Origin of the sequence: Lacibacter sp. H407 (assembly GCF_037892605.1) — a bacterium.
Taxonomy (GTDB): Bacteria; Bacteroidota; Bacteroidia; order Chitinophagales; family Chitinophagaceae; genus Lacibacter.
This window is the reverse complement of record NZ_JBBKTU010000001.1, coordinates 3,548,847-3,575,017: the sequence shown is the minus strand read 5'-3', so window position 1 is coordinate 3,575,017 and position 26,171 is coordinate 3,548,847. Positions and strand designations below refer to the sequence as shown.

Genomic DNA, 26,171 nt, shown 5'->3' with positions numbered 1-26,171 from the left:
TAATGCTCACAAAAGTAAGGGTTTCAGTTTTGCAGCCCGAATTGCCCCTTGAAATATTCCGTTTCATTTAACAGCCTCCAATTCACTGCACAGAATACGGCTGATCTCTTCGGCTCTGTTATACACCATAAAATGGCCTCCACCTTTGATCTTGTAGTGAGCGTTTACATTACGGAGAGGAAATAATTTATCGGATGTACCGTGAATATGTAGGATGTTATCAGGTATTGTTACATTGGAATATGTTACAATATTGTGAATGGCCCATTGCAGATAATCTCTGTCAACTGTTTTACGGAAATGGATCGCCAGTTCCACTTCTTTCTTTTCCTTTACGCCGAGAAAATAATTCTCAATGGGATAGAGTAATGGATGAGGTTTTGCCCGTACCAGTTGATGGAGTTTCAGTTTCCCGGCTGCCTGCATCCACCATGGCCGTTCGGTTCTTATTTTGACGGATGAGATAAGAATGAGTTTTTTAACCGGAAACTGTTTGGCGATCTCAATTCCCAACATGCCGCCGAACGATACACCCAAAATTATTGGGCTTGTATCTTTCATTTGTGCATACATCCGTCTGGCATAATCAGCAAATGATTCACCCTGGTCGGGTTGCATCCATTTCAGGCACAGCAATTCGTAACCCGGTAATTGCAGATTGGAAAATATCTGTTCATCAGCACCTAACCCGCTGATGCAATAAATCGTTTGGCTCATGAACGGGGAATCACAAAATTGAATACATCATCTTCAGTAATGGTTTTGCCGGATAAGATCACCAGGCGCTCCATTACATTCCGGAACTCACGGATGTTTCCGCTCCAGTTATGTTTTTGCAATGCATCCACTGCTTTCTTTTCAATGTCTTTTTTCGTTTGTCCGTAATCGTCAGCAACCTGCTGTAAAAAATGATCGGCCAACAAAGGAATATCTTCTTTCCGCTCATTTAACGAAGGCACATGAATAATGATAACACTTAAGCGATGGTACAGATCGAGACGGAAGTTCTTTGCTTCCACTTCTTTCAACAGATCTTTATTTGTTGCTGCGATCACACGTACATCAACCGTAATATCTTTTTCACCACCTACACGAGTGATCTTGCTTTCCTGCAATGCACGCAACACTTTTGCCTGTGCGGTTAAACTCATGTCACCAATTTCATCCAGAAACAATGTGCCACCACTTGCCTGTTCAAATTTGCCAATGCGTTGTTTGATTGCTGAAGTAAAGGAGCCTTTCTCATGACCAAACAATTCACTTTCGATCAGTTCGCCGGGAATGGCTGCGCAGTTCACTTCAATGATGGGGCCGTTTACACGATTGCTTTTTTCATGCATCCAACGGGCTACAAGTTCTTTACCCGAACCATTTTCGCCAGTGATCAATACACGTGCATCGGTTGGCGCCACTTTTTCAATGGTGTCTTTGATCTTTTTTAATGCTGTGCTTTCACCGATCATCTCCTGTACTTTACTCACTTTACGTTTCAACACTTTGGTTTCGGTTACCAGTGTCTGTTTGTCCATCGCATTGCGAATGGTGATAAGCAGTCGGTTGAGATCGGGTGGCTTGGCCACATAATCGAACGCACCTTTCTTTACTGCTTCCACTGCGGTTTCAATGGTACCATGACCCGATATCATAATAATCGGCACATCAGGGTTGATCTCTTTTGCTTTTTCTAAAAACTCAAGACCGTCAACCTTTGGCATTTTGATGTCGCAGAGTATTACATCATAATTTTTCTCTTTGATCTTTTTTAATCCCTCTTCCCCATTTTCTGCATCATCTATCTTATAGCCTTCGTACGATAGAATTTCACTCAACGTTTTGCGGATGGCCTTTTCATCATCAATAATTAAAATCTGACTCATATGGTTTAACAAATTCTTTTGTGGAAAATAATTTGAATTGCTTCAAAGCTAACCAAAAACCATGCAAGTATGAATGCCGTTGCTTTTTTCTTTGCATCGATCTGTTTTCTTCATTTGAATGGCAATAAAACAGACCCAAACTCATCAACATCAATCAGCTACCCCAAGCAAACCAAAGAAATAAACCTGCCACATGGGTATGAACGAATTAAACTTCCTGCCGAAAGTTTTGGTGTGTTTCTGCGCAAACAACCATTGAAAAAAGAAACCACTGTCTATCTCTACAACGGACAGCCAAAGTATAATCAAACGGCGCAGTATGCAGTGCTCGACGTATCTGTTGGAAAACGTGACCTGCAGCAATGTGCTGATGCGGTGATGCGGTTACGTGCTGAATACCTGAAGCAACAACAACTATCGATCTGCTTTGCCGACAATGCGGGAAAGAAATACTGTTGGGAGCAATACAAAAACCGTGGCTGGCAAAGCTATCTGGAAACAGTGTTTGGTATGTGCGGCACTTTGTCGCTGGAAAAAGAACTGAAACCAAAAACGTGGGATCAAGTAACGGTGGGTGATGTGCTGATCAAAGGCGGGTCACCGGGTCATGCAGTGATAATTATGGACCTGGCAAGGCATCGGCAAACAGGCGACCTCATCTTTTTACTGGCACAAAGTTATATGCCTGCGCAGGATATTCATATACTTCAAAATAAGAATGAAAAAATGCTAAGTCCTTGGTATCGAGTTCCTAAAGCCAATATAATAAGCACACCTGAATGGACATTCTACGCAAATCAATTACGTAGCTGGCGGTAAAAAATCGTCGGTAATTACCATTTCAAAATACAGGTTTTCTCCGATTGTTTGAGAATGAAATGATGTTTACATTTGATATGTATCAAAACCAATCCCTATGAAGTTAAGTTCAATCTCTACGCAGCCGACCTGGAAGATCGCAATGAAGATCTCAGCTCTGGGTCTTTCGCTTGTATTTATTACTTATGGATTTGTGTGGTTGTTATTAAGCACACTGCGCTTGTTCGTGGAAGGATTAATGCCTTAGAAGTTTATGGCGCTCAATGAATTTTTCCGCACAGCGGCGGGGATTGCTATGTAAAAAAGAAAGCCGGATAGAAATCCAGCTTCGTTTAAAATCCAATATCCTATGAAAAACCGTGGCAAATATGCTTCAATTCTTTTGAATAAAAAATTTAATAGAGACTTATTTGTCTAAAATGCAAAAAAGCCGATCAAATGACCGGCTTTCGTGCTTATAATCAAGACTTTATTTCTTCATGTACATCACTTCTTTCACCAGTTTTACCGTACGAGGTACATCCGGCAAATAGGCTCCAACCAGCGTTGGTGCATAGTGCATTGGCGCATCAACACTTGTAATACGGCGGATAGGTGCATCCAGATAATCAAAACCTTCTTTCTGAATACGATAAGTAATTTCAGACGATACTGACGCAAACGGCCATTGCTCTTCAACAATTACAAGGCGGTTGGTCTTTTTCACACTTTCCAGAATAGTAAACCAATCCAATGGACGAATAGTGCGCAAATCAATTACTTCAGCTTCAATTCCTTCTTTTGCCAATTCTTCGGCAGCGCCTAAAGCCACTTTCATCATCTTATTGAAAGAAACGATGGTTACATCACGACCAGGACGCTTAATATCAGCTTTACCGATCTCAATGATGTATTCACCTTCAGGTACTTCACCTTTATCGCCATACATCACCTCACTTTCCATAAACACCACCGGATCGTTATCACGGATAGCCGCTTTCAACAATCCTTTTGAATCGTATGGAGTATAAGGAGATACTACTTTTAAACCGGGAATGTTTGCATAATAGCTTTCAAAAGCTGTAGAGTGTTGTGCACCCAATTGACCGGCAGAACCATTGGCTCCACGGAAAACGATAGGACAACCAACCTGTCCGCCACTCATGGCTAACATTTTTGATGCTGTGTTCAAGATCTGGTCCAATGCCAATACTGCAAAGTTCCAGGTCATAAATTCAACGATGGGTCGCAATCCGTTTTGAGCTGCACCAACGGCAACAGCTGTAAAGCCAAGCTCAGAAATGGGCGTGTCGATCACACGTTTTTCACCAAACTCATCCAGCATACCCTGGCTCACCTTGTAGGCACCGTTGTATTCTGCAACCTCCTCACCCATCAAAAATACTTTCTCATCTCTACGCATTTCTTCCTGCATCGCTTCACGCAGGGCTTCACGCATTGCAATTGTTCTCATTGAAATAACTTTGTTTTAAAGTGGGGCAAATTTATTGATAGATGCGCAAACACCCAAAACTGATTCGCAAAGGAGATTGCCCATTGTAAATTGCAAATTCTCACCTTACTTTATCGCTTTAAAACAAATTTGGATTGAAAACGATTCTTGTATTCGGTGCTGGCAAATCTGCCACGGTATTAATTGATTATCTTAAAACTACAGTTGCAGAAAAAAACTGGAAACTGATCGTGGCCGATGCAAACCCGGAACTGGCAAAAGCAAAACTTGGTGATGCCATCAATGCTGAAGCAGTTGAAGTGAATGTTACCAATGCGGATGAACGCCGGATACTGATTGAAGCTGCTGACATTGTAATTTCACTACTCCCTCCTTTTTTACATATTCATGTGTTGAACGATTGTGTGGCCATTGGCAGAAACCTGTTGAATGCATCGTATGTAGATGATGCCATCAAAAATCTGGAAGCAGAGATCAGAAGTAAAGAGCTTTTGTTTTTATGTGAGATGGGCCTCGACCCCGGAATTGATCATATGAGTGCCGTGCAGCTGTTTGATGAAATAAGAGCAAAAGGTGGTACCATTACTTCGTTTCAATCGCATTGCGGTGGATTGGTAGCGCCGGAGAGTGACGACAACCCATGGCATTACAAAATAAGCTGGAACCCCAGCAACATTGTAATGGCGGGACAAGCGGGTGCAGCTTACAAAGAAAACGGACAGATCGTAAAAAAAGAATATACACATGTGTTTGAAAATTGTAAAGAATTGCAGGTGGAAAATTTACCGACACTTGCATGGTACGCCAACCGTGATTCATTAAGTTATATGCCGCTGTATCATTTACAGGATGCAACAACATTTATCCGCACTACGTTGCGGTATGCAGATTTTTGTAAAGGCTGGGATGTACTTGTGGATCTTGACTTGACCAATGAAACCGATACTGCACATGTAGCCCAGTGCCACACGTTCAATGAATGGTTTTCTGCCAAATTGAAAAAAGTGGAAGGAAGAGACCTGAGCATGCGCATGTATCTTGAACTGTATGTTGCCGAAGCAGCGCATGATATTATTCTTGAACAGATTGCTTTTCTTGATCTCGAAAGCAACGAGCCATTACCTTCTGCACTTCGCTCCAGTGCAGATATTTTGCAATACTGTGTTGAACAAAAACTTGTATTACAACCAACCGACAAAGACATGATCGTAATGCTGCATGAAATTGAATATTCATTAAATGGAAAACAATCAACCATCAACAGCAGCTTGGTTGTGAAAGGAGAAGACAGTTTGCGTACAGCGATGGCAAAAACAGTTGGATTGCCATTGGGTATTGCGGCTAAATTAATACTTGAAGAAAAAATTAAATTAAAAGGACTGCATATTCCTACTCGCAAAGAAATATATGAACCGGTACTCGAAGAATTGAAACAGCATGGCATTGTTTTTAAGGAGACGCATTACTGAAACACAAACGGCTGATGAATTTAATTCATCAGCCGTTTTAATACTTGTTCAATTAGTTGTTACCGCACATCCACCAGGAAACTTCCAAGATCAACCATATCTCCCTCTCCCATTTTGAATTGTTGCAGATCTTCAATACTAAGATCTTCCAAGACTTTGGTTGTGTAAACCGGTTTCCCTTCTTTCATGATCATAAAATAAAAGTCGGGTTTTGCTTCTTTGAAAGCGGCATCGTTTACAAAGGCATCATGTGCAAATGCAATACGGATATGCCCTTCTTCATCCAAACGGCTTTCACCTAAAAAATCATCATCGGCTATATCTCTGTCGTAGAGCCGAACGGTGTAATCGTTTCCGGATAAAGCTTTATCCTCTCCCTTTTCAATGAAACGGGCCGTAACGATCAGGTCAGGGTCTTTATTAAGTGTAAAATCGCTCATGGTTATTGGTTTTGGGTATTACAATGTGTATCGCTGTTTGAATTTACGGAATCTTATTGCAAATAAAAAAGCACAAAGAAAATTCTCTTTGTGCTTTTTCTATTTTATTACTGAAACACATTGCTGTGCTTCCGTGTTTTTACTGTTCAGTATACATCAATCATCCAGTTTCAACACGGCTAAAAATGCTTCCTGCGGCACTTCTACGTTACCGATCTGGCGCATACGTTTCTTTCCTTCTTTCTGTTTTTCCAACAGTTTACGTTTACGGCTGATATCACCACCATAACATTTGGCAGTTACATCTTTTCGCATGGCACTGATGGTTTCACGTGCCACCACTTTTGCACCAATAGCTGCCTGGATAGCGATCTGGAACTGTTGACGTGGAACGAGTTCCTTCAACTTCTCACATAACTTGCGGCCAAACTCCTGTCCACGACTGCGATGGATCAATGCACTCAATGCATCCACTTTATCTCCGTTCAACAGAATGTCCATCTTTACAATATCTGCATCACGGTAACCAATGGGATGGTAATCGAATGACGCATACCCACGTGTTTGTGATTTCAGTTTATCATAAAAATCAAATACAATTTCTGTTAACGGCATTTCAAATACCAACTCCACACGTGTAGGTGTGAGGTAACTTTGATTGACGAGAATACCACGTTTGCCAAGGCAAAGCGTCATGATATTCCCAATATAATCGGGCTTGGTAATGATCTGCGCTTTAATAAAAGGTTCTTCGATCCTGTCCATCGCCGTTGGTTCCGGCATTTGTGCAGGATTGTTTACCTGTATTTTTTCACCACGAGTAGTGTATGCAATAAAACTTACGTTGGGTACTGTAGTAATTACTGTTTGATTGTACTCCCTTTCCAAACGTTCCTGGATAATTTCCATGTGCAGCAACCCAAGGAAGCCGCAACGGAAACCGAAGCCCAAGGCCTGTGATGTTTCCAATTCAAATGTCAGCGACGCATCATTCAACTGCAGTTTGTCCATGCAATCACGTAACTCTTCAAAATCTTCTGTCGCTACGGGGAAGATACCGGCAAACACCATCGGCTTTACTTCCTGGAAACCTTGAATGGGTTCTTGTGTAGGATTAGCCGCCAGTGTAATCGTATCACCCACTTTCACTTCTTTCGCATTTTTTACGCCGGTAATAATATATCCAACATCGCCACAGGTAACTTCCTTCTTCTCCGTCATCTTCATCTTTAATATACCCACTTCACTTGCTTCATATTCCTGACCGGTGCTGACAAATTTTACTTTGTCTCCTTTTTTAATTCGTCCGTTTCGTATGCGGTAGTAAATAATTACACCACGAAAACTATTGAACACACTGTCAAAAATTAACGCCTGCAAAGGTTCGTCGGGTTTGCCAACAGGAGCCGGAATGCGGGAAACAATTGCTTCCAGTATTTCTTCAATACCAATGCCTGCACGGCCGCTGGCCAATAAAATCTCCTCGGGTTTACAGCCGATCAATTCAACGATTTGATCTTTCACTTCTTCGATCATTGCCCCGTCCATATCAATTTTGTTGATCACGGGAATGATCTCGAGGTTATTATCGATCGCTAAATACAAATTCGAAATGGTTTGCGCCTGAATACCCTGCGCCGCATCCACCAGCAACAACGCACCTTCGCAGGCAGCGAGTGCACGGCTCACTTCATAACTGAAATCTACGTGGCCGGGCGTATCGATCAGGTTCAGAATGTACTCCTGCCCGTCTTTGTGTTTGTAGTTGATCTGGATGGCATGGCTCTTAATGGTGATGCCTTTTTCACGTTCCAGATCCATATCGTCCAATACCTGATCCATCATATCACGGTCGCTGATGGTGCCGGTGGTTTGTAATAAACGATCGGCCAAGGTACTTTTTCCATGGTCAATATGGGCAATGATGCAAAAATTTCTAATATTCTTCATTCAAATCTCCTTCATTTTCAAGGCGGCAAAGATAGGTGAATTAGGCGTGCGGAAAGTAGTGTGTTATAGCTGGGGATAAAGAGGGAAAAGGCAATGATGGGACGAGCTTTTGAAGCTATGCGGGACAATGCTTGCGTCGCACACTTGTGCTGAAATGCGGTGATTCACCCGCTTGGACTTGGGGTGGCTCACCGATTATTCATTCCATTAAGTCTCTAAACAAAAATGTTTTACTTTTAAGAATGTCGCCTTTTAAAATGCTAATCTTAAAAATTGGACGAATACTTAACATTATACTGCTAACGATTCTGTTATGTCTGCTTCTATGGTTTTTTGTTGAAGCTTACGTTAATTGCACCCCAGAAAATTATGCTTTTCTGGTTTACCCCGCACTTATAGAAATATTGATTCCATTGTTGGGAATAGCATTACTAATAATTAATATTAACCACAGAAAGAATACTTATAAAGACATTTTGATTTTTTATTTTCTACTTCCTACCATCATTCTTGTTGGAGTATTACTTGGCAAAATCGGGACAATTGTAGCAATGTGCGTTATTTTGGGAAGCATAATAATTCAAATAAAAAAATCACTTCAATCAAATAAGTTAAGCTAGAAAACATTTTTGCAACTTCTCCTAAGGTGTCTGACATCTTCGATGTCCTGACACCAGTACTTCCCAAAATTTCGGAGGGCGGTGTCAGGACACTGCAAGCGCCAGACAGCTTTAGAAAACAGAAGAAAAAGCAGACTGTTTAACAGAATCAAAGAAAAATTCTAACTTCCTGTAAAACTTGCCGCAAATGGATACTGCCAAAATGCAGGATGTATTTCTGCGTATCACCACACTCAAACAACAGGGCCTTAGCTCAGAGGAAATCCTTCAACGCTTACTTGAAACAGGTTTGCACGGCGATGCAGCACAGCAATATTTTTCCGAGTGGAAGAAAGTGCGCAGCGAAAAGAAACGTAACGCAGCTTTTGTTTACTGCGGCATCGGTGTGTTTCTGTTATCAACCGGTTTTCTGTTTACACTACTACTGTTCAACAGCGAGAGCAATTTTAATTTTGCATTGTATGGTTTAACGATCGTAGGTCTTGTGTTGGTGTTTAAAGGTATGATCGACCTGATGAGTTAAGAATATCTCTACACAGCTTCCTGTTATTTACTAATTGCTTCTTATCTTCCGCCTGAATAAATTACTTCAGCATGAGAACTCTTTTTCTGTTATTTATCGGTTTTTTCAGTATTACACTGCAAGCGCAAAAGAAACTAACTGTTACCAAAGATGATCAGTTGAAAACACAGGCATCTACTTCTATCCAATCGAATTACGACCAATACAAAACCATGGCCTTCCAGATTTGGGATTATGCAGAAGTTGGTTACAAAGAAGTAAAAAGCAGCGCCTTGTTACAACAAACCTTAAAAGATAATGGCTTTACAGTTGAAGCGGGTGTTGCCGGCATTCCAACTGCATTTGTTGCTACTTACGGCAGCGGACAACCGGTTATTGCGATCCTTGCCGAGTTTGATGCTCTGCCCGGCTTATCGCAAACAAATGCTCCTGAAAAAACAAGTGCGGGTAAGGATGCAGGGCATGCATGTGGCCATCATTTGTTTGGTGTTGCATCTGTTGCATCTGGTGTTGCCATTAAAAAACTGATCGAAGAAAAAAAGTTTACCGGTACCATTAAAGTATTTGGTTGTCCGGCAGAAGAAGGCGGCAGCGGCAAAGTGTATCTGGTACGTGCAGGATTATTTAAAGATGTAGACGTTGCAATTCACTGGCATCCGGGTAATGAAAACGGTGTAACCATGACGAGTGCATTGGCAAACATGAGTGCCAAGTTTCGCTTTCGTGGCATCTCTGCACATGCAGCCGCTTCACCCGAACGTGGTCGGTCTGCACTCGATGGTGTAGAAGCCATGAACAATATGGTAAATATGATGCGTGAACATATTCCACAGGAAACCCGTATTCATTATGTAATTACCAATGGTGGCAAAGCACCCAATGTAATTCCTGATTTTGCAGAAGTGTATTACTATGTACGACATCCCAAACGTGATCATGTACAAAGTATTTTCAATCGTGTGGTGAATACAGCCAATGGTGCTGCACTCGGCACTGATACCAAAATGGAATTTGAAATGATCGGCGGCACACACGATCTGTTACTCAACAGAACGTTGGCCGAAGTAATGCAGAAAAATTTAGATAAAACCGGCGGTGTGCAATACACAGCAGCAGAAGTTGATTTCGGGAATAAACTTCAGGCAACATTTGGTTTTCCTGCACCTCCTGTTGCAAATGCAGGCACTGTAAAGCCATTGAAAATTGAAATGGATGCAGGTGGAGGAAGTACCGATGTGGGTGATGTGAGTTATGCTGTACCAACAGTGGGATTACGTTCAGCTACCTGGGTTCCGGGCACAGCAGCACATAGCTGGCAGGCAGTTGCATGCGGCGGAACAGAGATCGGAACAAAAGGCATGATGGTATCAGCCAAAACAATGGCGCTTACTGCGATTGATCTGTTTCTGCATCCCGAATTAATTGAAAAAGCAAAAGCAGAATTCAAACAACAGGTTGGCACTTACCAATATAAAGCATTATTGGGTGATCGGCAACCGGCATTGAATTACCGTGATTGATCAAAGTTATTTCAAAGGCCCTCATTTCACTGAGGGCTTTTGTTTTTGCGGAGATTCCCCAACCAGTTAATTTTGACTCAAAGGAAAATGAATGATTGAACTTGCCACAATAGAAGATGCAAAACAAGTAGAGCAACTGCTCAACAGTGCTTACAGAGGCGAACCGTCACGAAAAGGCTGGACAACAGAAGCAGATCTGATTGCAGGTGATCGTCGCACTGACGAAGCATCGGTGATCAATGTAATGAACCAACCCGGCAGTGTTATTTTAAAGTTCACTAACGAACAAGGATTCATTGTAGGAACAGTCAATCTTCAAAAACATGGCAGCCGCCTTTACCTTGGTATGTTCAGTGTTTCCCCAACGGAGCAAGGCAGCGGAATTGGCAAACAACTGCTCAAAGCAGCTGAAGAACATGCCCAAAAAGTGCAATGCACAAGTATTTATATGTCGGTGATCTCTTTACGAAAAGAGCTGATCGATTGGTACAATCGAAACGGCTATGTTGAAACGGGCGAACGGAAGCCATTTGTAGAAGATGATCTTACAGGAAAGCATTTGCAGCCGCTTGAATTTCTAATACTGGAGAAATTTATTTAGAGGGATTCCCTATTTTCGTTGAAACTTACAACTTATGGATTTGCATCAACAATTTGAACAGGCGGTGGCCGACAGTAAAGAACTGAGCGAAAAGCCAAGTAACGATACACTTCTCCAACTATATTCTCTCTACAAACAAGGCAGCGAAGGTGATGTAAACATTGAAGCTCCATCTAATCCATTCGACTTTGTAGCCAAAGCAAAATTTGAAGCATGGACGGCATTGAAAGGGAAAACAAAAGATGCTGCAATGAGTGAATATATTGAGCTTGTTAGCAAGCTTAAGAACTAATACTTTTTCTTAAGTACTTTTTGATAAACAAAAAGCAGTTGCTCGGCAATAATTCGGTAATTATATTTCGCTACTGCTCGTCTTGAAATTTCTTTTCGGTCGTAGTTGCGATAATTCTTTTTCACTAAAAGCATTGCACTTGCAAGAGCTTCTGGATCTGTAAGGTCTGTTAAAACTCCGTTTGTATTATTTACCAATTCAGGTATAGCACCAACATTTGATGATACTATTGGCAGTCCACAGCACAATGCCTCAGCTGTAACACAGCTAAAGGTTTCGCTTTTACTATAAAGGAAAAATGCATCTGACTTTCTGAATTCCTCCGCTACACTTACATAATGCATCTCACCCATGAAATGAATACTTTTTTTTGGAATTCCTATTCTAAGTGCCTCATCTTCCCACTCTTTTGTTTTATTACCAATGAAAACAAATTCTGCGGATTGATCTTTTTGCAAAAACAAATGAATTGCTTCCAGCATTAACTGCGGATTCTTAATAGGAGATAAATTGCTGACATGCAAAAAGCGGAATAGAGAATTTACCGGCTGATTTTCAGTATAATAAAAACGTGAAGTATCTACAACATTCGGAATAACGGTGAACTCTTTTTTTGCAACAGTTTCATTGATTGCTTTCCCTAAAAAGTTGCTTACAGTAATCAGCACATCTGCTTTCTTGAGCACTTTCTTGGAAATGAAGCGGAAATAAGGAGAATAGCTATAATAATTTTCTTCCCCCTTCCTGTTATGATAAATGTTCGAATGCTCTGTAACAACAAAAGGAATATCAAACATCCTTTTTAACCATAAAGCCGCTACACCCATTTTAACCGAAACATGCACATGAACCAAATCAGGCTTACCCTTCTGCTGGATATATTCATGTAATATTTGCAGCATTTTTTTGTAATACCGGTGATTAAACAATGCTGTTGTGAGAGGTATAAAAGGAGTTTGGGGCATCGGAATGTACACAACTTTCGCATGCAGGTTTCGCTCTGTACGTTCTTCTATTCTTGACGTTTCGCTTTTTAATAAACTTGCATTTTGTACAATATGAATAACATCTACTTCTTGAAATTGAGACAAAGCCATTCCATGACGCTCAATAAAATCGCCAGTAAACTGATCTGTTGAATGCGGATACCAACTGCAAAGCCAAAGTATTCTCATTGCCGGCTCTGTTTATATGAAGAAAATCTATCGATTGCAGTTCGCTTAAGTAAATCCCAATCACTTCTTCGGAATATCAAGAAAGCGGAAAAACTGCTTTTGTATTCACGGATATGTGCCATGATCATAAAGCACAACAGGAAAAGATAACCGCTACTACTAATAATTGCGGCTGCTTTAATCCCGTACGAGGGAATAAATAAAATATCACCAATAATAATGATTGTAAGCGTCGACACATTGCCCCAAAAGCCGATACTTAATACTCTTTTCCCACCAAAATAAGCTGCAAGCAAATGTATAACTGAGTAGGAAATGATCGCTGGGATCAACAGAAGAAATGGCCAAAACATATTAGAAAATGTTTCACCAAATACAAATGGAAATAACCAATAACCCACAGAAGCTAAAGCTATGCATGCAAGTCCATATAACATAATCATCGTCCTTGAAAGCAATTGAATTGTTTCATTCACTTCGATTCTTCTTCCAGAAGCTGTCATAGGAAAAACGACACCTGCAAGGATAGATGGCACAACAAAAAATAACTGAGCCAGTTTACAGGCCTGTATATAATTCCCCAAATCGGCCGGTGAGCAGTATTTATTCACAAACCAGTAATCGATCCTGTACATAAGAAAGCTCATAGAATTCGTAACAAGCGCAACGATTGCGAAATAAAAGAATGGTTTGATCAACTCACGAGGAAAAAAATGCATCTCCCGCCATTTTACATGTCGTACAAAAAAAGCGATGGCAAGCAATAATCCCTGAGCAAAAAAACCAATAAAATAAATATTGATATAGGCACTGTCACTTATGTAAGTATTAACAAACTCATTATTGGGTAGCAGAATAATCAGAAGCAAATTAACAAGTACCAATAAGGTATTGGGCAAACCAAAGTCGAGTTTCGCATAAAACAACGCTACAAAAAAAGTAATGAGCAGATTTCCTGCAAGAAATGCATTAGCTGAAATTTTGAAATCATTTTGCAGCAACGGTATCTCTTTCGAATTGGCATAATACCCTATGATGAAGTATGCCGGAACAAGCACCACAATACTCCAGCAAACAGCGGTGACAAAAAGCTGAGCTTCTGTCATTTTTTTTTGTGACAAATAAAATCCCATAGGTGTTTCTAAGCATAAACTAACCAGCATCACAGCCAATGCAAACATATTCGTGATGTAGTAGATTTGTCCGCTGCGACCAGCCTCAAAATGTCTTGCAACAAGTATATTCAAAAACAGCACAGACAGGAAATAGAATCCTCGCCATAAAATACTTGTAGTAAATGCCTTTGATAATCTCATTCCGTTTCAAATATAAACTGAACCCTCCTTTTTTAAGTGATTATTTACAAACCAAATCTAAAATGTGGATTTGAAGAAATGATCAATAATAGATATATTCGATTTTGTCAGAAAAATTGAAACAAATACTATTTCATCTAATACGTTGGTACAGTCGCCATCTCCCCTTTCCACACAAAGGCTTAAAGTATTTTGAGTGGCTTTTAGGAAAATTAAGTTTGGAGAAAGAACTTTTTGTAAAGAAGCTGCCAAATGGCATGCTCATTGAAGTATCAGCGAATGATCATATTGAAAAATACCTCTTCTGGTATGGCTCTTATGAAAAAAAAGAAGTAGCCACCATGCAAACACTGCTTGGTGTGGACTCAGTTGTTGTAGATATTGGAGCTAATATTGGTTATTTCTCCCTAATGGCTGCAAAAAAGGCTACAGCGGGACATATCTATAGTTTCGAACCCGCCACAAAAAACCTTGAAAAATTGAAACGGAATATTTCGTTAAACAGAATAACAAATATTTATCCAATACAGGCAGCTATTAATAATGTATCCGGCAAAACAACTTTCTACATTTCAACTGACGAAAACAGCGGCATGTCGGGTTTGCGAATTACTGAAAACTTTTCTGGTCAAAGTGAAACAGTAAAATGCATCACTCTTGATGAAGCTGTTTTAGAGTACAATCTACCAAAAATCGACTTGATTAAAATTGATGTTGAAGGGTCAGAGATAAATGTACTGCAGGGAATGACGAAAACAAGAACAGATCAAAAACCAATCGTATTAATTGAGGTATCAGCTGTTACACTTTCTTTGTACGATGAAAAAATTATAACAATTTACGATATCCTTCTTGCAGAAAAATATAGACCTTATAAAGTAGCAGAGGTTAATATCTTGGAGAAAATCAAACATCCGCAAGAAGCTGACCTTGTGTTTTTTATTCCAGAGAGGTACAGGTTGCCGGAGACAATAAAGTTGAAAGAATTATGCTCGACAATTCCCTGAAAAAAATCATACTATTAATTTGCTATATTTAAAGATATATGAATTATGGCTACACCTTTTTTTTCGCCAAATCAAAAAGCAAGACAGAATAAAGAAACCGGGCTTAGTGTAAACAGCAAGCAAAGCGGAGGCCGCTTCTTTCAAAAAGATGGCCGGCCAAACGTACGTTTCCGTGGCATCTCTTATATGCAACGGTTCAGCGTGTTTCAATACATGCTAAAAATACCTTCCTGGAAATTTATTTCCCTTGTGGCCGCAGCATATGTAGTGGTAAATCTTTTCTTTGCCTGTGTTTACTTTGCAGTAGGTGTTCATCATTTAGGCGGCATGGAAGAGATAACAGTGCTTGGGAAATTTTGGGAATCTTTTTTCTTTAGCACACAAACACTTTCAACTGTTGGTTATGGTCATGTTTTTCCTGATTCGTTAACTTCTAATACCATTGCAGCGATTGAATCTTTCGCCGGTATTTTGATGCTTGCATTAGTAACAGGTTTGATCTATGGACGGTTTTCGCAGCCAAAAGCATATATCAAATTCAGCAGCATTGCATTGTTCGCCCCGTTCAAGGATGGATATGCATTCATGTTTCGTTTTGCTCCTTTTAAGCAACATTTTTTAACAGATGTTGAAGTGAAGGTTACTTGTGTTATGAAATACACAGAGAATGAAACGGAACGAAAGAATGCATTTTACAGTCTTGACCTTGAATTATCAAAAGCTAACACCCTGGCAAGCAACTGGACGGTTGTTCATTCAATAAATGAAAACAGTCCGCTTTACCAACTTACAAGAAAAGAAATTGCAGAGGCAGAAACCGAAATTCTTGTATTTGTAAAAGGTTATGATGAAGAATATGCAAATACTGTTGTTAGCCGAACGTCGTATGTACCAGATGAGTTTATTTATGGAGCTAAATTCAATATGATGTACGAACCAAGCGAAGATAACAGCACCACAATTTTGCACATGGACAAGATCGATAGCTTTCACGAAGAAAAATTACCGGTAAGTATTTAACATGAAGACAGAAATCGGAGCTGATATAATAACAGCAATTGATCATTTAAAGCAAGGTGAATTAGTAGCAATCCCTACAGAAACAGTGTATGGCCTCGCAGCCAATGCTTTAAACGAGGACGCAGTACTGAAAATTTACGCAGCGAAGAACAGGCCACAGTTCAATCCGCTGATCTTGCATGTGGCTACTTTTGAGCAGGCGAAACAATTCATAAATACTATTCCGGCTGAAGCGGAACAATTGGCAGCAGCTTTTTGGCCTGGCCCGTTAACGATGCTCTTCAATAAACAACTCAATGTTCCTGACCTTGTGACTGCCGGAAGTAAACGGGTGGCTATTCGTGTCCCCAATCATCCATTGACTTTGCAATTGCTTTCACAACTTAATTTTCCTGTTGCGGCTCCCAGTGCAAATCCATCGGGTTATGTTAGTCCAACAACAGCTCAACATGTGTTCGAGGGATTGCAAGGTAAAATACCGTACATATTGGATGGCGGGGCTTGTGGCGTAGGTGTTGAATCAACCATTGTTGGCTGGAACGACGAAGGTGAAATTGAGCTGCATCGATTAGGTGGTACTACAATTGAGCAAATTGAAGCAGTGATCGGGAAAAAGATCAGCCATCACAAAAAGATCGTCGACAATCCTTCTGCACCGGGACAGTTGAAAAGCCATTATGCCACGCATACCCCACTGTACCTGGGTAAGATTGATGAGATGATATCAGGATTCACCGGCAAAAAAATCGTTCTTATAAACTTCAAACAATACCACCCGGCCGTATCAAATGATCAACAGTTGATATTATCCGAGAAAGGCAGCACCGGAGAAGCTGCAAAAAATCTATTTCGCATATTACGTGAAGCTGATAGTATGAATGCTGATATTATTCTTGCAGAATTATTGCCGGATGAAGGTTTGGGAAGAGCGGTGAATGATCGATTGGAAAGGGCGCAGCATAGCATGAAAAGCAACAATGAGTGATGAGTAATCAGTCCCGTCTCGACTGATTTGCAAAATACTTCGATTTAACACAGCACTGCCAACTGATCATCCATTACTCATCCTTCTTCACTTTCTCATCTGCAATTAAACTATCCTCATCCCAACCTTGGTCTTTTTCAAGATGAAGTTGTTTTGTATCTGATTTAATGATCTCTTCCAGTTCTTCAATATACTCCCTTGCCTGGTTAATGTATTCTTTTTCATTGTCCCGTACTTTTGAAAGATCTTTTAACTTCTGTTCATCATACCGAAAAAATGTACGTGCAGCACGTTGTGCCGTATAGGCCCGGTGCCCCAATATTTTCATAGCATCTACACCCATCCGTAATGATGTATCAATTGTTTCCCGGTAAATATGCAGAATACCTGCATTCATCTGATCGTACGTATCTTCTCTTGTACTGCTGCGAACCAACATCTGCAGATCGGGAAAATGTTTCTTGATCGTTTCAATCATTTCAAGTCGTTTTTCCGGATCATCAACTGCAATGATGATCATCTTCGCTTCGGCGGCACCTGCTGCCAATAAAATATCGTATCGGCTTGCATCACCGTAATACACTTTAAAGCCCATCTTCCGGAGAAATTCTACACGGTTACTGTCAATATCCAAAACGGTTGTTTTTACGCCATGCGCCCGTAAGAAACGTCCGATGGTATTTCCAAAATGACCAAACCCGGCAATGATCACCGGATTTTTTTCATCCAATGCATCGGCTTCTTTTTCTTTTTTTGTTACAGACAATTTTTTATCAACAAACGGCAACACGATCTTTTCATTCAGAAAAAATGCAATGGGTGTAAGTGCCATACTGATGGCCACTACGGCCATCAATACTTCCACGTAATTTTTTTCTACAATCCCTTCTGTTAATGAAAAACTCAATAATACAAAAGCAAACTCTCCTACTTGCGACAAAGAAGAAGAGAAAATAATATTCTGATCAATGCGTAATTCAAATATTTTACCAAGCACTAACAGTACCACAGCCTTTACAAACATCAACGCTAATACTAAACCGAAGACCAACAATGGCTGCTCAATGATCAGCTCAAAATTAATAGAAGCTCCCACTGCAATAAAGAATAAACCCAGCAGCAATCCTTTAAAGGGTTCAATATCACTTTCCAGTTCGTGTTTGTATTCACTATTGGCAAGTACCACGCCGCTCAAAAATGTTCCGAGCGCAGGACTTAACCCAACCGAAGACATTAATACTGCAATACCAATTACCAACAGCAATGCTGTAGCTGTAAACATTTCACGCAACTGTGTACCTGCTACCAAACGGAAAATGGGAGGAATCAAATAACGTCCGCCAATAATAATAAATGCAATAGCACCCGTTACAATTAAAGCACGCATCCATCCTGCCTGTCCTTGTATCCATCCCTCTGCCCCGTTCACATGTCCGTCTCCGGTAGTTAATCCGGCGATAGCAAGTAATGGAAAAAATGCAAGCATTGGGATCACTGCAATATCCTGAAACAATAACACAGCAAATGCACTTCGTCCTGCTGTTGTACGGTTAATTCCTTTTTCAGCCAGTGTTTGTAATACCAAAGCGGTTGAACTCAATGCCAACGCCATTCCGATTGCTAACGATGATTGCCAGGGAAGATTTAAAAAATAGGCAATGCCTGAAATAATAACAGATGTAATTAATACCTGCAGTCCTCCTAAACCCAGAATTGCTTTTCGTAATTTCCAAAGTAGTGCAGGCTCCAGTTCAAGACCAATCAGGAACAACATCATCACCACACCAAACTCTGCTGAATGCATCACACTCTCTCCCTCATTGCCTATAAATTTCAACACAGCCGGTCCAATTAAAATACCAGCGAGCAAATAACCCAATACAGAGCCTAAACCCAACCGTTTGGCAAGCGGCACCATTATAACGGCTGCCGCCAGATACACCATTGCCTGGAAAAGAAATAAATTACTATCCATCGTTTATGATTGTATGGCGTTAGGAATAGGAACAAGATCATTCATGTACACACAAGTTTCGATCTCTGGTTTACTGATGCGATCCTGCACCAGTGCCAACAACATTTGCTCGTATTGCAATGCATGCAGATCCATATCTGTTTCAGCAAGACGATGTGTGCCGTGAATAACAAACGGTGGCAGGTATTCGATACCACAAAGGTTCGCTGTTTGCTGGAATGGCAACAAATAATCAGATACAGAGAATTGATTTCGTCCCGTTGCTGTATATGAATTCTTAGATCCACCGGTTGAAATAGCGTTCATCATTTTTTTACCGGTAAGAGCACGGCCATCTGTTCCATACGCCCAGCCATGTTCCAACACTAGATCGATCCATTGTTTGATGATGGCAGGCGAACTGTACCAATAAAAAGGATGTTGAAAAATAATTACATCATGTTGCAACAGCAGGCGTTGCTCATAAATCACATCGATATCAAAATCAGGATAACGTTCATACAGATCATGAAAACGTATATCGGCCGATCTTGGAATATGCTCTGCAAGACGTGTATGCACCCTCGATTTCTCCATTGCAGGATGCGCAAACAGGATGAGAACTTTTGCCATAAGCAACGGTGTTTTAAAATGATCAATACACTATTCCCAGAATTTTACCGGATAATCAGAGCAGGCTTTACTTTCAAGCTGTTGCAAATTCCTTCCGAGTTCGTTTAATTGTTCCGGCTGTATCTTTTCTTCAATAAACGGAAACATATCCCTTTCTTCGAACCGGATATGCTTTTCCAGCAGGGTATAAAATTCAAGGATACGATCTGTACCTGAAGCACCACTACGGATCGCATCAACAACATGCCTTATCTGGTGATGTTCTGCTTTCATTTGCTCATATTTTTCCATGAGCGAAGGAATTTGCAATACATGCGGATGCAGATACACCTCCTCTTTAATAAAATGATTCCGCAATTCACCATTCCATACAGATAGAATAAAATCATCCATTACAGTTGTTGCGGCCTGCTTCTCCACTCCTTTTTTAAGTAGTAACACGGCCATCAGCCCATTGTGATGTTGATGCGAAAGTGGTTGTAGCTGTTCTTCCCGCTTCATACCTCTTTTATTTTAGTGCTTGAATAATTTGTACAAACTCATCTGCCTTTAAAGATGCGCCACCAACAAGTCCGCCATCTACATCCGGTTGTCCAAAAATTTCTTTGGCATTAGAACCTTTTACACTCCCGCCATACAGGATCGGAATTTCGTTGGCAACATCATCACCATATTGTGCAGCTAATACACTGCGCAAATGCGCATGCATTTCCTGAGCCTGCTCTGAGCTTGCTGTTTTTCCGGTACCAATGGCCCATATAGGCTCGTAAGCGATGATGATCTTTTTTAGATCGTCTGCAGATAAATGAAACAAACTTTCTTTTAATTGATTTCCTACAAAATCATTCTGCGTACCAACTTCACGAATGTGCAATGCTTCGCCACAACAGAAAATGGGCGTTATGCCAGTGGCTAATGCAATGTTCACTTTCTCAGCAAGCATATCATTACTTTCATTAAAATATTCACGACGCTCACTATGCCCAAGCACAACATAACCAACATTGATCGATTTCAACATTTCAACTGATGTTTCACCTGTATATGCGCCTGATGCTTTGGTATAACAGTTTTGTGCGGCTACACCGGCATTTTTGCGTCCTTTTAATTTCTCCACCACCATGGTGAGGTATGGAAACGGCACAGCAAATACAGCATGCTGATGTGCAGCTAAGGTATGTGGTGTATTGATGATGCCTGTGATTAATTCTTCAGCCTGTTGATACGTTAAATTCATTTTCCAATTAGCGGCTGCTACCTGTTGTCTCATAATAGTTATTGTTTTAAGTTCGTTTAAGATTGCTGGCCGTAAATATATTCCAGTATCTGCTTATCGTTGTTAGTTAATGAATGATTCTTTAACTGCATCCAGTTTTCAATATCATGAATGGCTTTTTCGAAAATATAAGTTTCACCTGTATGGATATTCCAGGTAAAATCTTTAATGTATTTAGGCGATAACCCTGTTGTAAGAATATTACTGCAAATGCCACTTACCATTCCTGTTGTAAGTGATGCATTGATGGATACTTTTGAATAGTCGCCCAACATCACACCACATTTATTACCTGCACTGATCCATTGATGAATCATCGGGTTCCATAATTTCACTTCACCTGCTGTATTTTTTATATTGGAACAGGAAGCACCGGCACCAATATTGCACCAGGAACCGATCACTGCATCACCCAAATAACCATCATGTGCTTTGTTGGAATAATCAAAGAACACAGTGTTTTTTATTTCACCACCAACGGTACATTGCCTCCCAACAGTTGTGGCACCATAAATTTTACTGCCCATCTTTACAACAGAAGCATCCAATGCTGCAAAGGGCCCACGGATAGTGCTGCCCTCCATGATCAAACAATTTCTCCCAATATAAATCGGCCCGGTCGATGCATTAAAAGTGCAGAGTTCAACAACGGCCCCCTCTTCGATAAAAATATTTTCAGGAGCTATTACATTATTGCTGGAAGAAAGCGGGGCCGATATTTTCTGATGGGCGATCAATGAAAAGTCCAGACGAAGCAACCGATCATTGTACGTTACCAGATCGAACGGGTATTGCAAGAAATCAACCGCCGATCTCACTTCTATTGCATGGCAATGGCGATATTCTTCAATAGCAACCGGAAACCGAAGTTTGTTTTTTGTATGAATGGCGATGGGTGTTTCCTTTTGCAGTAAAACCGATTCAGCAGGCAACGCATGTATCTCCTGCAACAATTCGTGCGAACAAACAGCAGCTGCATTGATATACAAGTAATCAGCTTCTTCGTTTGGAGTAAATGGATATTTGGCAGACAGGTAATCTTCAGTGAGTGTAAACAACTCCTGTTTCAACACAAACTCCCATCGTTCTTTAGTTGTAAAAATGCCGCAACGGAAAGAAGCCAACGGCCGTGTAAGCGAAAAAGGATAAAACTGTTTTCTGGCGGCTGTATCAAACAAAATAATCTGCATCCGTATAATTCGTTTGGCTCATTGTAAAAATACAGGAAAGCATTGGAATGATTGCGCAAACGAAAACTGCCCCTACAGGAGGGGCAGTTAAAAAATATCCGACAAATCAATTACTGCGGTAACAGTACCTGATTTATTTTAAAGAAATTACCGTTCACTGCCATTCGGTCAACTAATGGATTGGTGGGTGAAGCACCTGCAGCCGTAGCAGCAGTAGCATTACCTACACCCTTAACAGAAAGGCCAACACCAAGTCCTGTAACCAATGTAGACGATATTGCCAGGCCAGGGTGAGAAGGGATACTTCCATTTACTAATGTTGGGTAATTAGCTGCCGTTGCACCAAAATTTACAGAAAATGCTCGTGTACCCATGACATGATACGCTACAATACCTCTTACTACAGCAGCTGTAAGTACTGGATAAAGTGCCGGAGTTGAAAAAACAGCAGGGCTTGCAGCAAGTGTTGCCGCAGTAGTTTGTGCTGTAGCAAGAGGTACGCCCTGCAATACCAACGCTTGTGTAATTGCTCCGGTTAATGTAGCCTGAAAAGCCGCATTGGTGGGAGCAAATACTGTAAGGTTTGCAAAAGGTTGTGCCAATGCATATTGAAGGCTTGGCGACGCTGTTGTTACCAATCCTGAATCAGCACGTACAATAGCAGCTACCAGGTAAGAGAACTCAGGATCACGTGCAATTGTATCGAGCAATACCCTTGTTGGAGGAGCAATTGCTGTAGCAACACGATGAACAATACCATTTGATCCTGTTATAACATCAGCACCAGTTACCGGTACATTGTTTGCCCATGCAGCAGCCCCTCTTCTGGAAGGGAAAATCGACATCTTTATTGGAAGAGCTGTTGTTGGGATCGAAGGAATAAATGCAGTTGTTGCAATATCAAGTTTCGACTTCTTCTCAACATTTGGAAATGTTTCCGGTATCTGTGCAGCCGCAATGCGTTCGCCCGGTATAATATGATAATTCAACAACGATGTAAGCGTTGCTACCGGAAGTGCATTTACCACAGTAAGACTTAATCCCGATGCAGTCATCGCTGTATTATCGGGTGCAAATACTGTAAAATTCGCATTCGCTACATCCAGTGTTGTATTCAATCCTGCTCTAACAAGAGCAGTATTAAAAATGGAATAGCTGCTGTTGGCTGCAATTTTCTTCGCCAATGTGTTCGCCACATCACCTTCGCTGTAAGGCGTGTAAGGAACGGGCTCATTTAGTTTATTACAAGCTCCCACCAGCATTACGGCAATTGTAACGATGGATAAGCGACCTGCGTTTAAAATTATATTCGACATAGTTTTTTCTTTAAAGGATTAAATTAAAAAATGTTGTACCCGATACTTACATAATATAAACCACCGATTGCAGGGTTACCCGGTGCCTGTACATAATATTGATTGCCAATATTGCTGCCGCCCAGTTTGAAAATATACTTGCTGGAAGGAATACGGTAGCTCACCTGTGCATCAAGTGTATGGATAGCAGGAACAGTACCATTAATAAAATCACTTTCAAATTTGTATTCGCTCATCCATTTGTAAACAACGCTGAATGCGAAATTTTTACCTTTCCCAAATCCGGTGTTGGAGAGCTTCAGATTTGTTTTGTATTTAGGAGTATTAAAACCAGCCTGGAAACCTGCAGGAACATCCGTTAATTCATCACTGGCAAAGTTTACACCAACAAGGAAGTTTGCAGGTAAACGGTAATCAAGACTGATACCATAACCAAAACTCTTCACTTCATTCTCCGTATTGTATGGGATAGAGAATTTGCGGTTTGTTGCAGTTTGAAACACTAACCGGCGTGTAAGAAAATCTTTATACATGCCATAGTAACCATATACATCGATCAACAGTTTATTTGCTATCAGTCCTTTATAACCTAATTCAATTGAACTTACAGATTCCGGTTTCAAATCATTAACTGTTACCACCTGGTTGGTCACCACATCGTTTTGTATTGCATAAACAGGACTTGAGTTCAAACTATAATAAGATCTGAAATCTTTTACACCACCAATGAGTAAATAATCGTTTCCAACAAACAGGTTGATCCACTGCATTTGAGTGCTGGGGAAACGATAGGCTGTTTGATACGAAACACGGAGATTATTATTCGGTGCAAGACGGATCAAAGCTGTTGCTCTTGGCGTAAAGCGACCGGCAAAGTTTTGATTTTTGTCATAACGTCCACTTACAGTTAAGCGAATTTTTTCATTGAACAATTCTTTCGCAATTTGTACATAAGCACCACCCTCATTGATTCCAATCGGGCCGGTACTGTCTGCAAATAATGTTCCTTGTGAGTTTAACACAAAACGTCTGAAGTTTCCACCAACTAAAATGTCAGCAAATCCTTTTGTTAAGTGTGATAAGTTGTATTGACCCTCAACAGCGTAAAGATCAGTTTTATCAAGAAATCTGCCACCACCCAATGGAGCACCGGGCGCAGGCTTTCCAATAGGAACGCCTTTAATAAAGTTGAACAGTTTATTGAACTGGGGAGTTCCCGATACAGGGCGGCCCTGATCAGCAAATGCTCTTGCATAAATGTGTGCCTGCTGATCGTTAAGTCCTTGCGAAACACGACCATTCATATAACCGGCAATATATTCAGGTAACCAAACCTGCGTTGGCTTCCACAACTCATTAAAATAAGAAGTAGTAGCTGTAAGGTTGTAAGAGTTACCGGAGTTTTCCTGTGTTGTATATGCCCTTATCAACCATTTTTCACTGTTTACTTCAAGTTTGAACTGTGCCATTTTCAAATCCTGTAAGCTGTAACGGTCGCTACCAGTGTAAACAGTATTACCTGTACCAATATAACCGGTTAAACTTGCTTCAGTTTTTGAATTGAGCTTATAATTCAACGAACCACCAAATTTAAAATTCACGGTATTGGGGTCGATCAATTCTTTTTCAGTGTAACCAGTTCTTGAAACCGGCATTGTTGAAGGCAAGGTTGCAATAATTGAAGCATAACCGGGAATGGCAGCAAAGTTGTTGATGATAGGACGGATGTCTCTGGCAATTTCATCGCCATAAACATTGATCCCGTTGTAACCCGGATTTGTGATACGATCGCCAGCAGCAGGTTGACCTGTTGCACGGCTGTAATTCCGGTAATCGGCAGCCACCCAGTCTTTCGCCTGGATCAATTCCGATGTTATTTTAAATGCAAAACGCTCTGTCACTTTTTTTGCATAACGAACCGTCCAGTTTGTATAACCGGATGGATCTCTGAATTGACCATCAGTATGCATAATACCCTGCTTCACTTGAAAAGATAACCCTTGGTATTTGAATGGGTTTTTGCTGTTGATGAGCAATGTACCATTCATACCACCGGGACCATACAAAGCAGAAGATGCACCTGGCAGCAATTCAATATTATCTACATCTAATTCAGACAAACCAATTACACCACCTACAGAAAAGTTAAGACCGGGGGCCTGATTGTCCATTCCATCAACCAATTGATTGAAACGAACATTACCGCTACCCAGGAAACCTCTGGTAGTGGGTGTTTTAAACGTTAGTGAAGATGATAGCATGTCAACACCTTTGAAATTGGTGATGATGTCGTAGTATGAAGCTGCCGGGGTATTTTGAATAGTAACCGCACTAACCCGCTCAATAGAAACAGGCGATTCCAGAATTTTAGTAGCAACCCTCGTTGCTGATACTACAATTTCCTGCCCCAATGAAGAAGCAATATTTAGCGACACCTCAACTGGTTGCGCTGCTGAAGCAACCGTTACCTCTTTTGTTTCAAAACCAACAGAAGAAATAATTAAGGTTACAGGAAGAGAAGGAACTGTAATACTAAACTCTCCCCGTTCGTTTGTAAAAACACCGGCGGAAGAACCTTTCACTGTTACCGAAACAGCAGGAGCGGCATCACCGGAGCCGGCACTTTTTACATTTCCTTTTATGGTTACAGACTGTGCATAAGAAGTAATGGAGAAAAGGCAGGACATTAACAGCAGTACGAAAACTGGCAGTTTTTTTGGCATAGTCAATACGTT

The 26,171-nt window shown here is 40.7% G+C and carries 24 protein-coding genes; 10 read left to right on the top strand and 14 right to left on the bottom strand.

Features of this window, described 5'->3' with window-relative positions; translation table 11 throughout:
• Nucleotides 1–63: 63 nt before the first annotated feature.
• Together WG989_RS15555 and WG989_RS15550 are read right to left on the bottom strand one after the other, a co-directional pair.
• The gene (locus tag WG989_RS15555; RefSeq protein ID WP_340430777.1) at nucleotides 64–717 is read right to left on the bottom strand and encodes an alpha/beta fold hydrolase; all 654 of its coding nucleotides are present in this window, start codon (nucleotides 715–717) and stop codon (nucleotides 64–66) included.
• A complete protein-coding gene (locus WG989_RS15550) occupies nucleotides 714–1,877 on the bottom strand; it encodes a sigma-54-dependent transcriptional regulator (RefSeq protein ID WP_340430775.1) in 1,164 nt (387 codons plus the stop codon). Before WG989_RS15550 ends, WG989_RS15555 begins: the two co-directional genes overlap by 4 nt.
• Nucleotides 1,878–1,946: 69 nt before the next feature.
• Here WG989_RS15550 and WG989_RS15545 point away from each other — a divergent pair, with 69 nt between their 5' ends.
• Entirely contained in the window at nucleotides 1,947–2,696 is a 750-nt protein-coding gene (locus WG989_RS15545) for a DUF4846 domain-containing protein (protein ID WP_340430774.1), read from the top strand.
• A 97-nt stretch (nucleotides 2,697–2,793) separates the two neighbouring features.
• Nucleotides 2,794–2,943 carry a hypothetical protein gene (locus WG989_RS15540; protein ID WP_340430773.1) on the top strand — a complete coding sequence of 50 codons (150 nt, stop codon included), beginning with the start codon at nucleotides 2,794–2,796 and terminating at the stop codon, nucleotides 2,941–2,943.
• Nucleotides 2,944–3,165: 222 nt separating this feature from the next.
• On the opposite strand, the gene WG989_RS15535 is transcribed toward WG989_RS15540, so the two are convergent.
• The gene (locus WG989_RS15535; RefSeq protein WP_340430771.1) at nucleotides 3,166–4,149 is read right to left on the bottom strand and encodes a pyruvate dehydrogenase complex E1 component subunit beta; all 984 of its coding nucleotides are present in this window, start codon (nucleotides 4,147–4,149) and stop codon (nucleotides 3,166–3,168) included.
• Between the two features lie 134 nt (nucleotides 4,150–4,283).
• On the opposite strand from WG989_RS15535, the gene WG989_RS15530 reads away from it, so the two are divergent.
• Nucleotides 4,284–5,618, top strand: coding sequence for a saccharopine dehydrogenase C-terminal domain-containing protein (locus WG989_RS15530; RefSeq protein ID WP_340430769.1), 1,335 nt, complete (start codon nucleotides 4,284–4,286; stop codon nucleotides 5,616–5,618).
• Nucleotides 5,619–5,677: 59 nt separating this feature from the next.
• On the opposite strand, the gene WG989_RS15525 is transcribed toward WG989_RS15530, so the two are convergent.
• Together WG989_RS15525 and lepA are read right to left on the bottom strand one after the other, a co-directional pair.
• The gene (locus tag WG989_RS15525; RefSeq protein WP_340430767.1) at nucleotides 5,678–6,058 is read right to left on the bottom strand and encodes a hypothetical protein; all 381 of its coding nucleotides are present in this window, start codon (nucleotides 6,056–6,058) and stop codon (nucleotides 5,678–5,680) included.
• 156 nt (nucleotides 6,059–6,214) lie between these two features.
• On the bottom strand, nucleotides 6,215–8,008 hold the full coding sequence (gene lepA, locus WG989_RS15520) for a translation elongation factor 4 (RefSeq protein ID WP_340430765.1): 1,794 nt from the start codon (nucleotides 8,006–8,008) through the stop codon (nucleotides 6,215–6,217).
• 807 nt (nucleotides 8,009–8,815) lie between these two features.
• Here lepA and WG989_RS15515 point away from each other — a divergent pair.
• From WG989_RS15515 to WG989_RS15500, 4 genes are all read left to right on the top strand, one after another.
• Nucleotides 8,816–9,151 carry a hypothetical protein gene (locus WG989_RS15515; protein WP_340430763.1) on the top strand — a complete coding sequence of 112 codons (336 nt, stop codon included), beginning with the start codon at nucleotides 8,816–8,818 and terminating at the stop codon, nucleotides 9,149–9,151.
• A 71-nt stretch (nucleotides 9,152–9,222) separates the two neighbouring features.
• Nucleotides 9,223–10,671 carry an amidohydrolase gene (locus WG989_RS15510; protein ID WP_340430761.1) on the top strand — a complete coding sequence of 483 codons (1,449 nt, stop codon included), beginning with the start codon at nucleotides 9,223–9,225 and terminating at the stop codon, nucleotides 10,669–10,671.
• Nucleotides 10,672–10,762: 91 nt separating this feature from the next.
• On the top strand, nucleotides 10,763–11,272 hold the full coding sequence (locus WG989_RS15505) for a GNAT family N-acetyltransferase (protein WP_340430760.1): 510 nt from the start codon (nucleotides 10,763–10,765) through the stop codon (nucleotides 11,270–11,272).
• A gap of 34 nt (nucleotides 11,273–11,306) precedes the next feature.
• Nucleotides 11,307–11,564, top strand: coding sequence for an acyl-CoA-binding protein (locus tag WG989_RS15500; RefSeq protein ID WP_340430758.1), 258 nt, complete (start codon nucleotides 11,307–11,309; stop codon nucleotides 11,562–11,564).
• Here WG989_RS15500 and WG989_RS15495 read toward each other — a convergent pair.
• Together WG989_RS15495 and WG989_RS15490 are read right to left on the bottom strand one after the other, a co-directional pair.
• Nucleotides 11,561–12,661, bottom strand: coding sequence for a glycosyltransferase (locus WG989_RS15495; RefSeq protein WP_340430757.1), 1,101 nt, complete (start codon nucleotides 12,659–12,661; stop codon nucleotides 11,561–11,563). The genes WG989_RS15500 and WG989_RS15495 overlap by 4 nt on opposite strands.
• 74 nt (nucleotides 12,662–12,735) lie before the next feature.
• Complete coding sequence (locus WG989_RS15490) at nucleotides 12,736–14,055, bottom strand: lipopolysaccharide biosynthesis protein (RefSeq protein ID WP_340430755.1); 1,320 nt, start codon at nucleotides 14,053–14,055, stop codon at nucleotides 12,736–12,738.
• 116 nt (nucleotides 14,056–14,171) lie between these two features.
• On the opposite strand from WG989_RS15490, the gene WG989_RS15485 reads away from it, so the two are divergent.
• The 3 genes from WG989_RS15485 to WG989_RS15475 are packed head-to-tail and all read left to right on the top strand — an operon-like array spanning nucleotide 14,172 to nucleotide 17,067.
• On the top strand, nucleotides 14,172–15,062 hold the full coding sequence (locus WG989_RS15485; protein WP_340430754.1) for an FkbM family methyltransferase: 891 nt from the start codon (nucleotides 14,172–14,174) through the stop codon (nucleotides 15,060–15,062).
• Nucleotides 15,063–15,107: 45 nt separating this feature from the next.
• Nucleotides 15,108–16,082: an ion channel gene (locus WG989_RS15480; protein ID WP_340430752.1), complete on the top strand. Its 975-nt coding sequence runs from the start codon at nucleotides 15,108–15,110 to the stop codon at nucleotides 16,080–16,082.
• 1 nt (nucleotide 16,083) lies between these two features.
• Nucleotides 16,084–17,067, top strand: a complete 984-nt coding sequence (locus tag WG989_RS15475) for an L-threonylcarbamoyladenylate synthase (RefSeq protein ID WP_340430750.1) — start codon at nucleotides 16,084–16,086, stop codon at nucleotides 17,065–17,067.
• A 73-nt stretch (nucleotides 17,068–17,140) separates the two neighbouring features.
• Here WG989_RS15475 and WG989_RS15470 read toward each other — a convergent pair whose 3' ends face one another.
• From WG989_RS15470 to WG989_RS15440, 7 genes are all read right to left on the bottom strand, one after another.
• A complete protein-coding gene (locus WG989_RS15470) occupies nucleotides 17,141–19,042 on the bottom strand; it encodes a monovalent cation:proton antiporter-2 (CPA2) family protein (RefSeq protein ID WP_340430748.1) in 1,902 nt (633 codons plus the stop codon).
• 3 nt (nucleotides 19,043–19,045) lie between these two features.
• Nucleotides 19,046–19,654, bottom strand: coding sequence for a glutathione-regulated potassium-efflux system oxidoreductase KefF (gene kefF / locus WG989_RS15465; RefSeq protein WP_340430746.1), 609 nt, complete (start codon nucleotides 19,652–19,654; stop codon nucleotides 19,046–19,048).
• Between the two features lie 30 nt (nucleotides 19,655–19,684).
• Nucleotides 19,685–20,155, bottom strand: a complete 471-nt coding sequence (locus WG989_RS15460) for a hemerythrin domain-containing protein (protein ID WP_340430745.1) — start codon at nucleotides 20,153–20,155, stop codon at nucleotides 19,685–19,687.
• 7 nt (nucleotides 20,156–20,162) lie between these two features.
• Nucleotides 20,163–20,924 (bottom strand): triose-phosphate isomerase, encoded by a 762-nt coding sequence (gene tpiA / locus WG989_RS15455; protein WP_340430742.1) that lies wholly within the window; start codon nucleotides 20,922–20,924, stop codon nucleotides 20,163–20,165.
• 23 nt (nucleotides 20,925–20,947) lie between these two features.
• Entirely contained in the window at nucleotides 20,948–22,120 is a 1,173-nt protein-coding gene (locus tag WG989_RS15450; protein WP_340430740.1) for a putative sugar nucleotidyl transferase, read from the bottom strand.
• Between the two features lie 110 nt (nucleotides 22,121–22,230).
• Nucleotides 22,231–23,436: a fasciclin domain-containing protein gene (locus tag WG989_RS15445; protein WP_340430738.1), complete on the bottom strand. Its 1,206-nt coding sequence runs from the start codon at nucleotides 23,434–23,436 to the stop codon at nucleotides 22,231–22,233.
• 23 nt (nucleotides 23,437–23,459) lie between these two features.
• Entirely contained in the window at nucleotides 23,460–26,159 is a 2,700-nt protein-coding gene (locus WG989_RS15440) for a TonB-dependent receptor (protein ID WP_340430736.1), read from the bottom strand.
• Nucleotides 26,160–26,171: the final 12 nt, after the last annotated feature.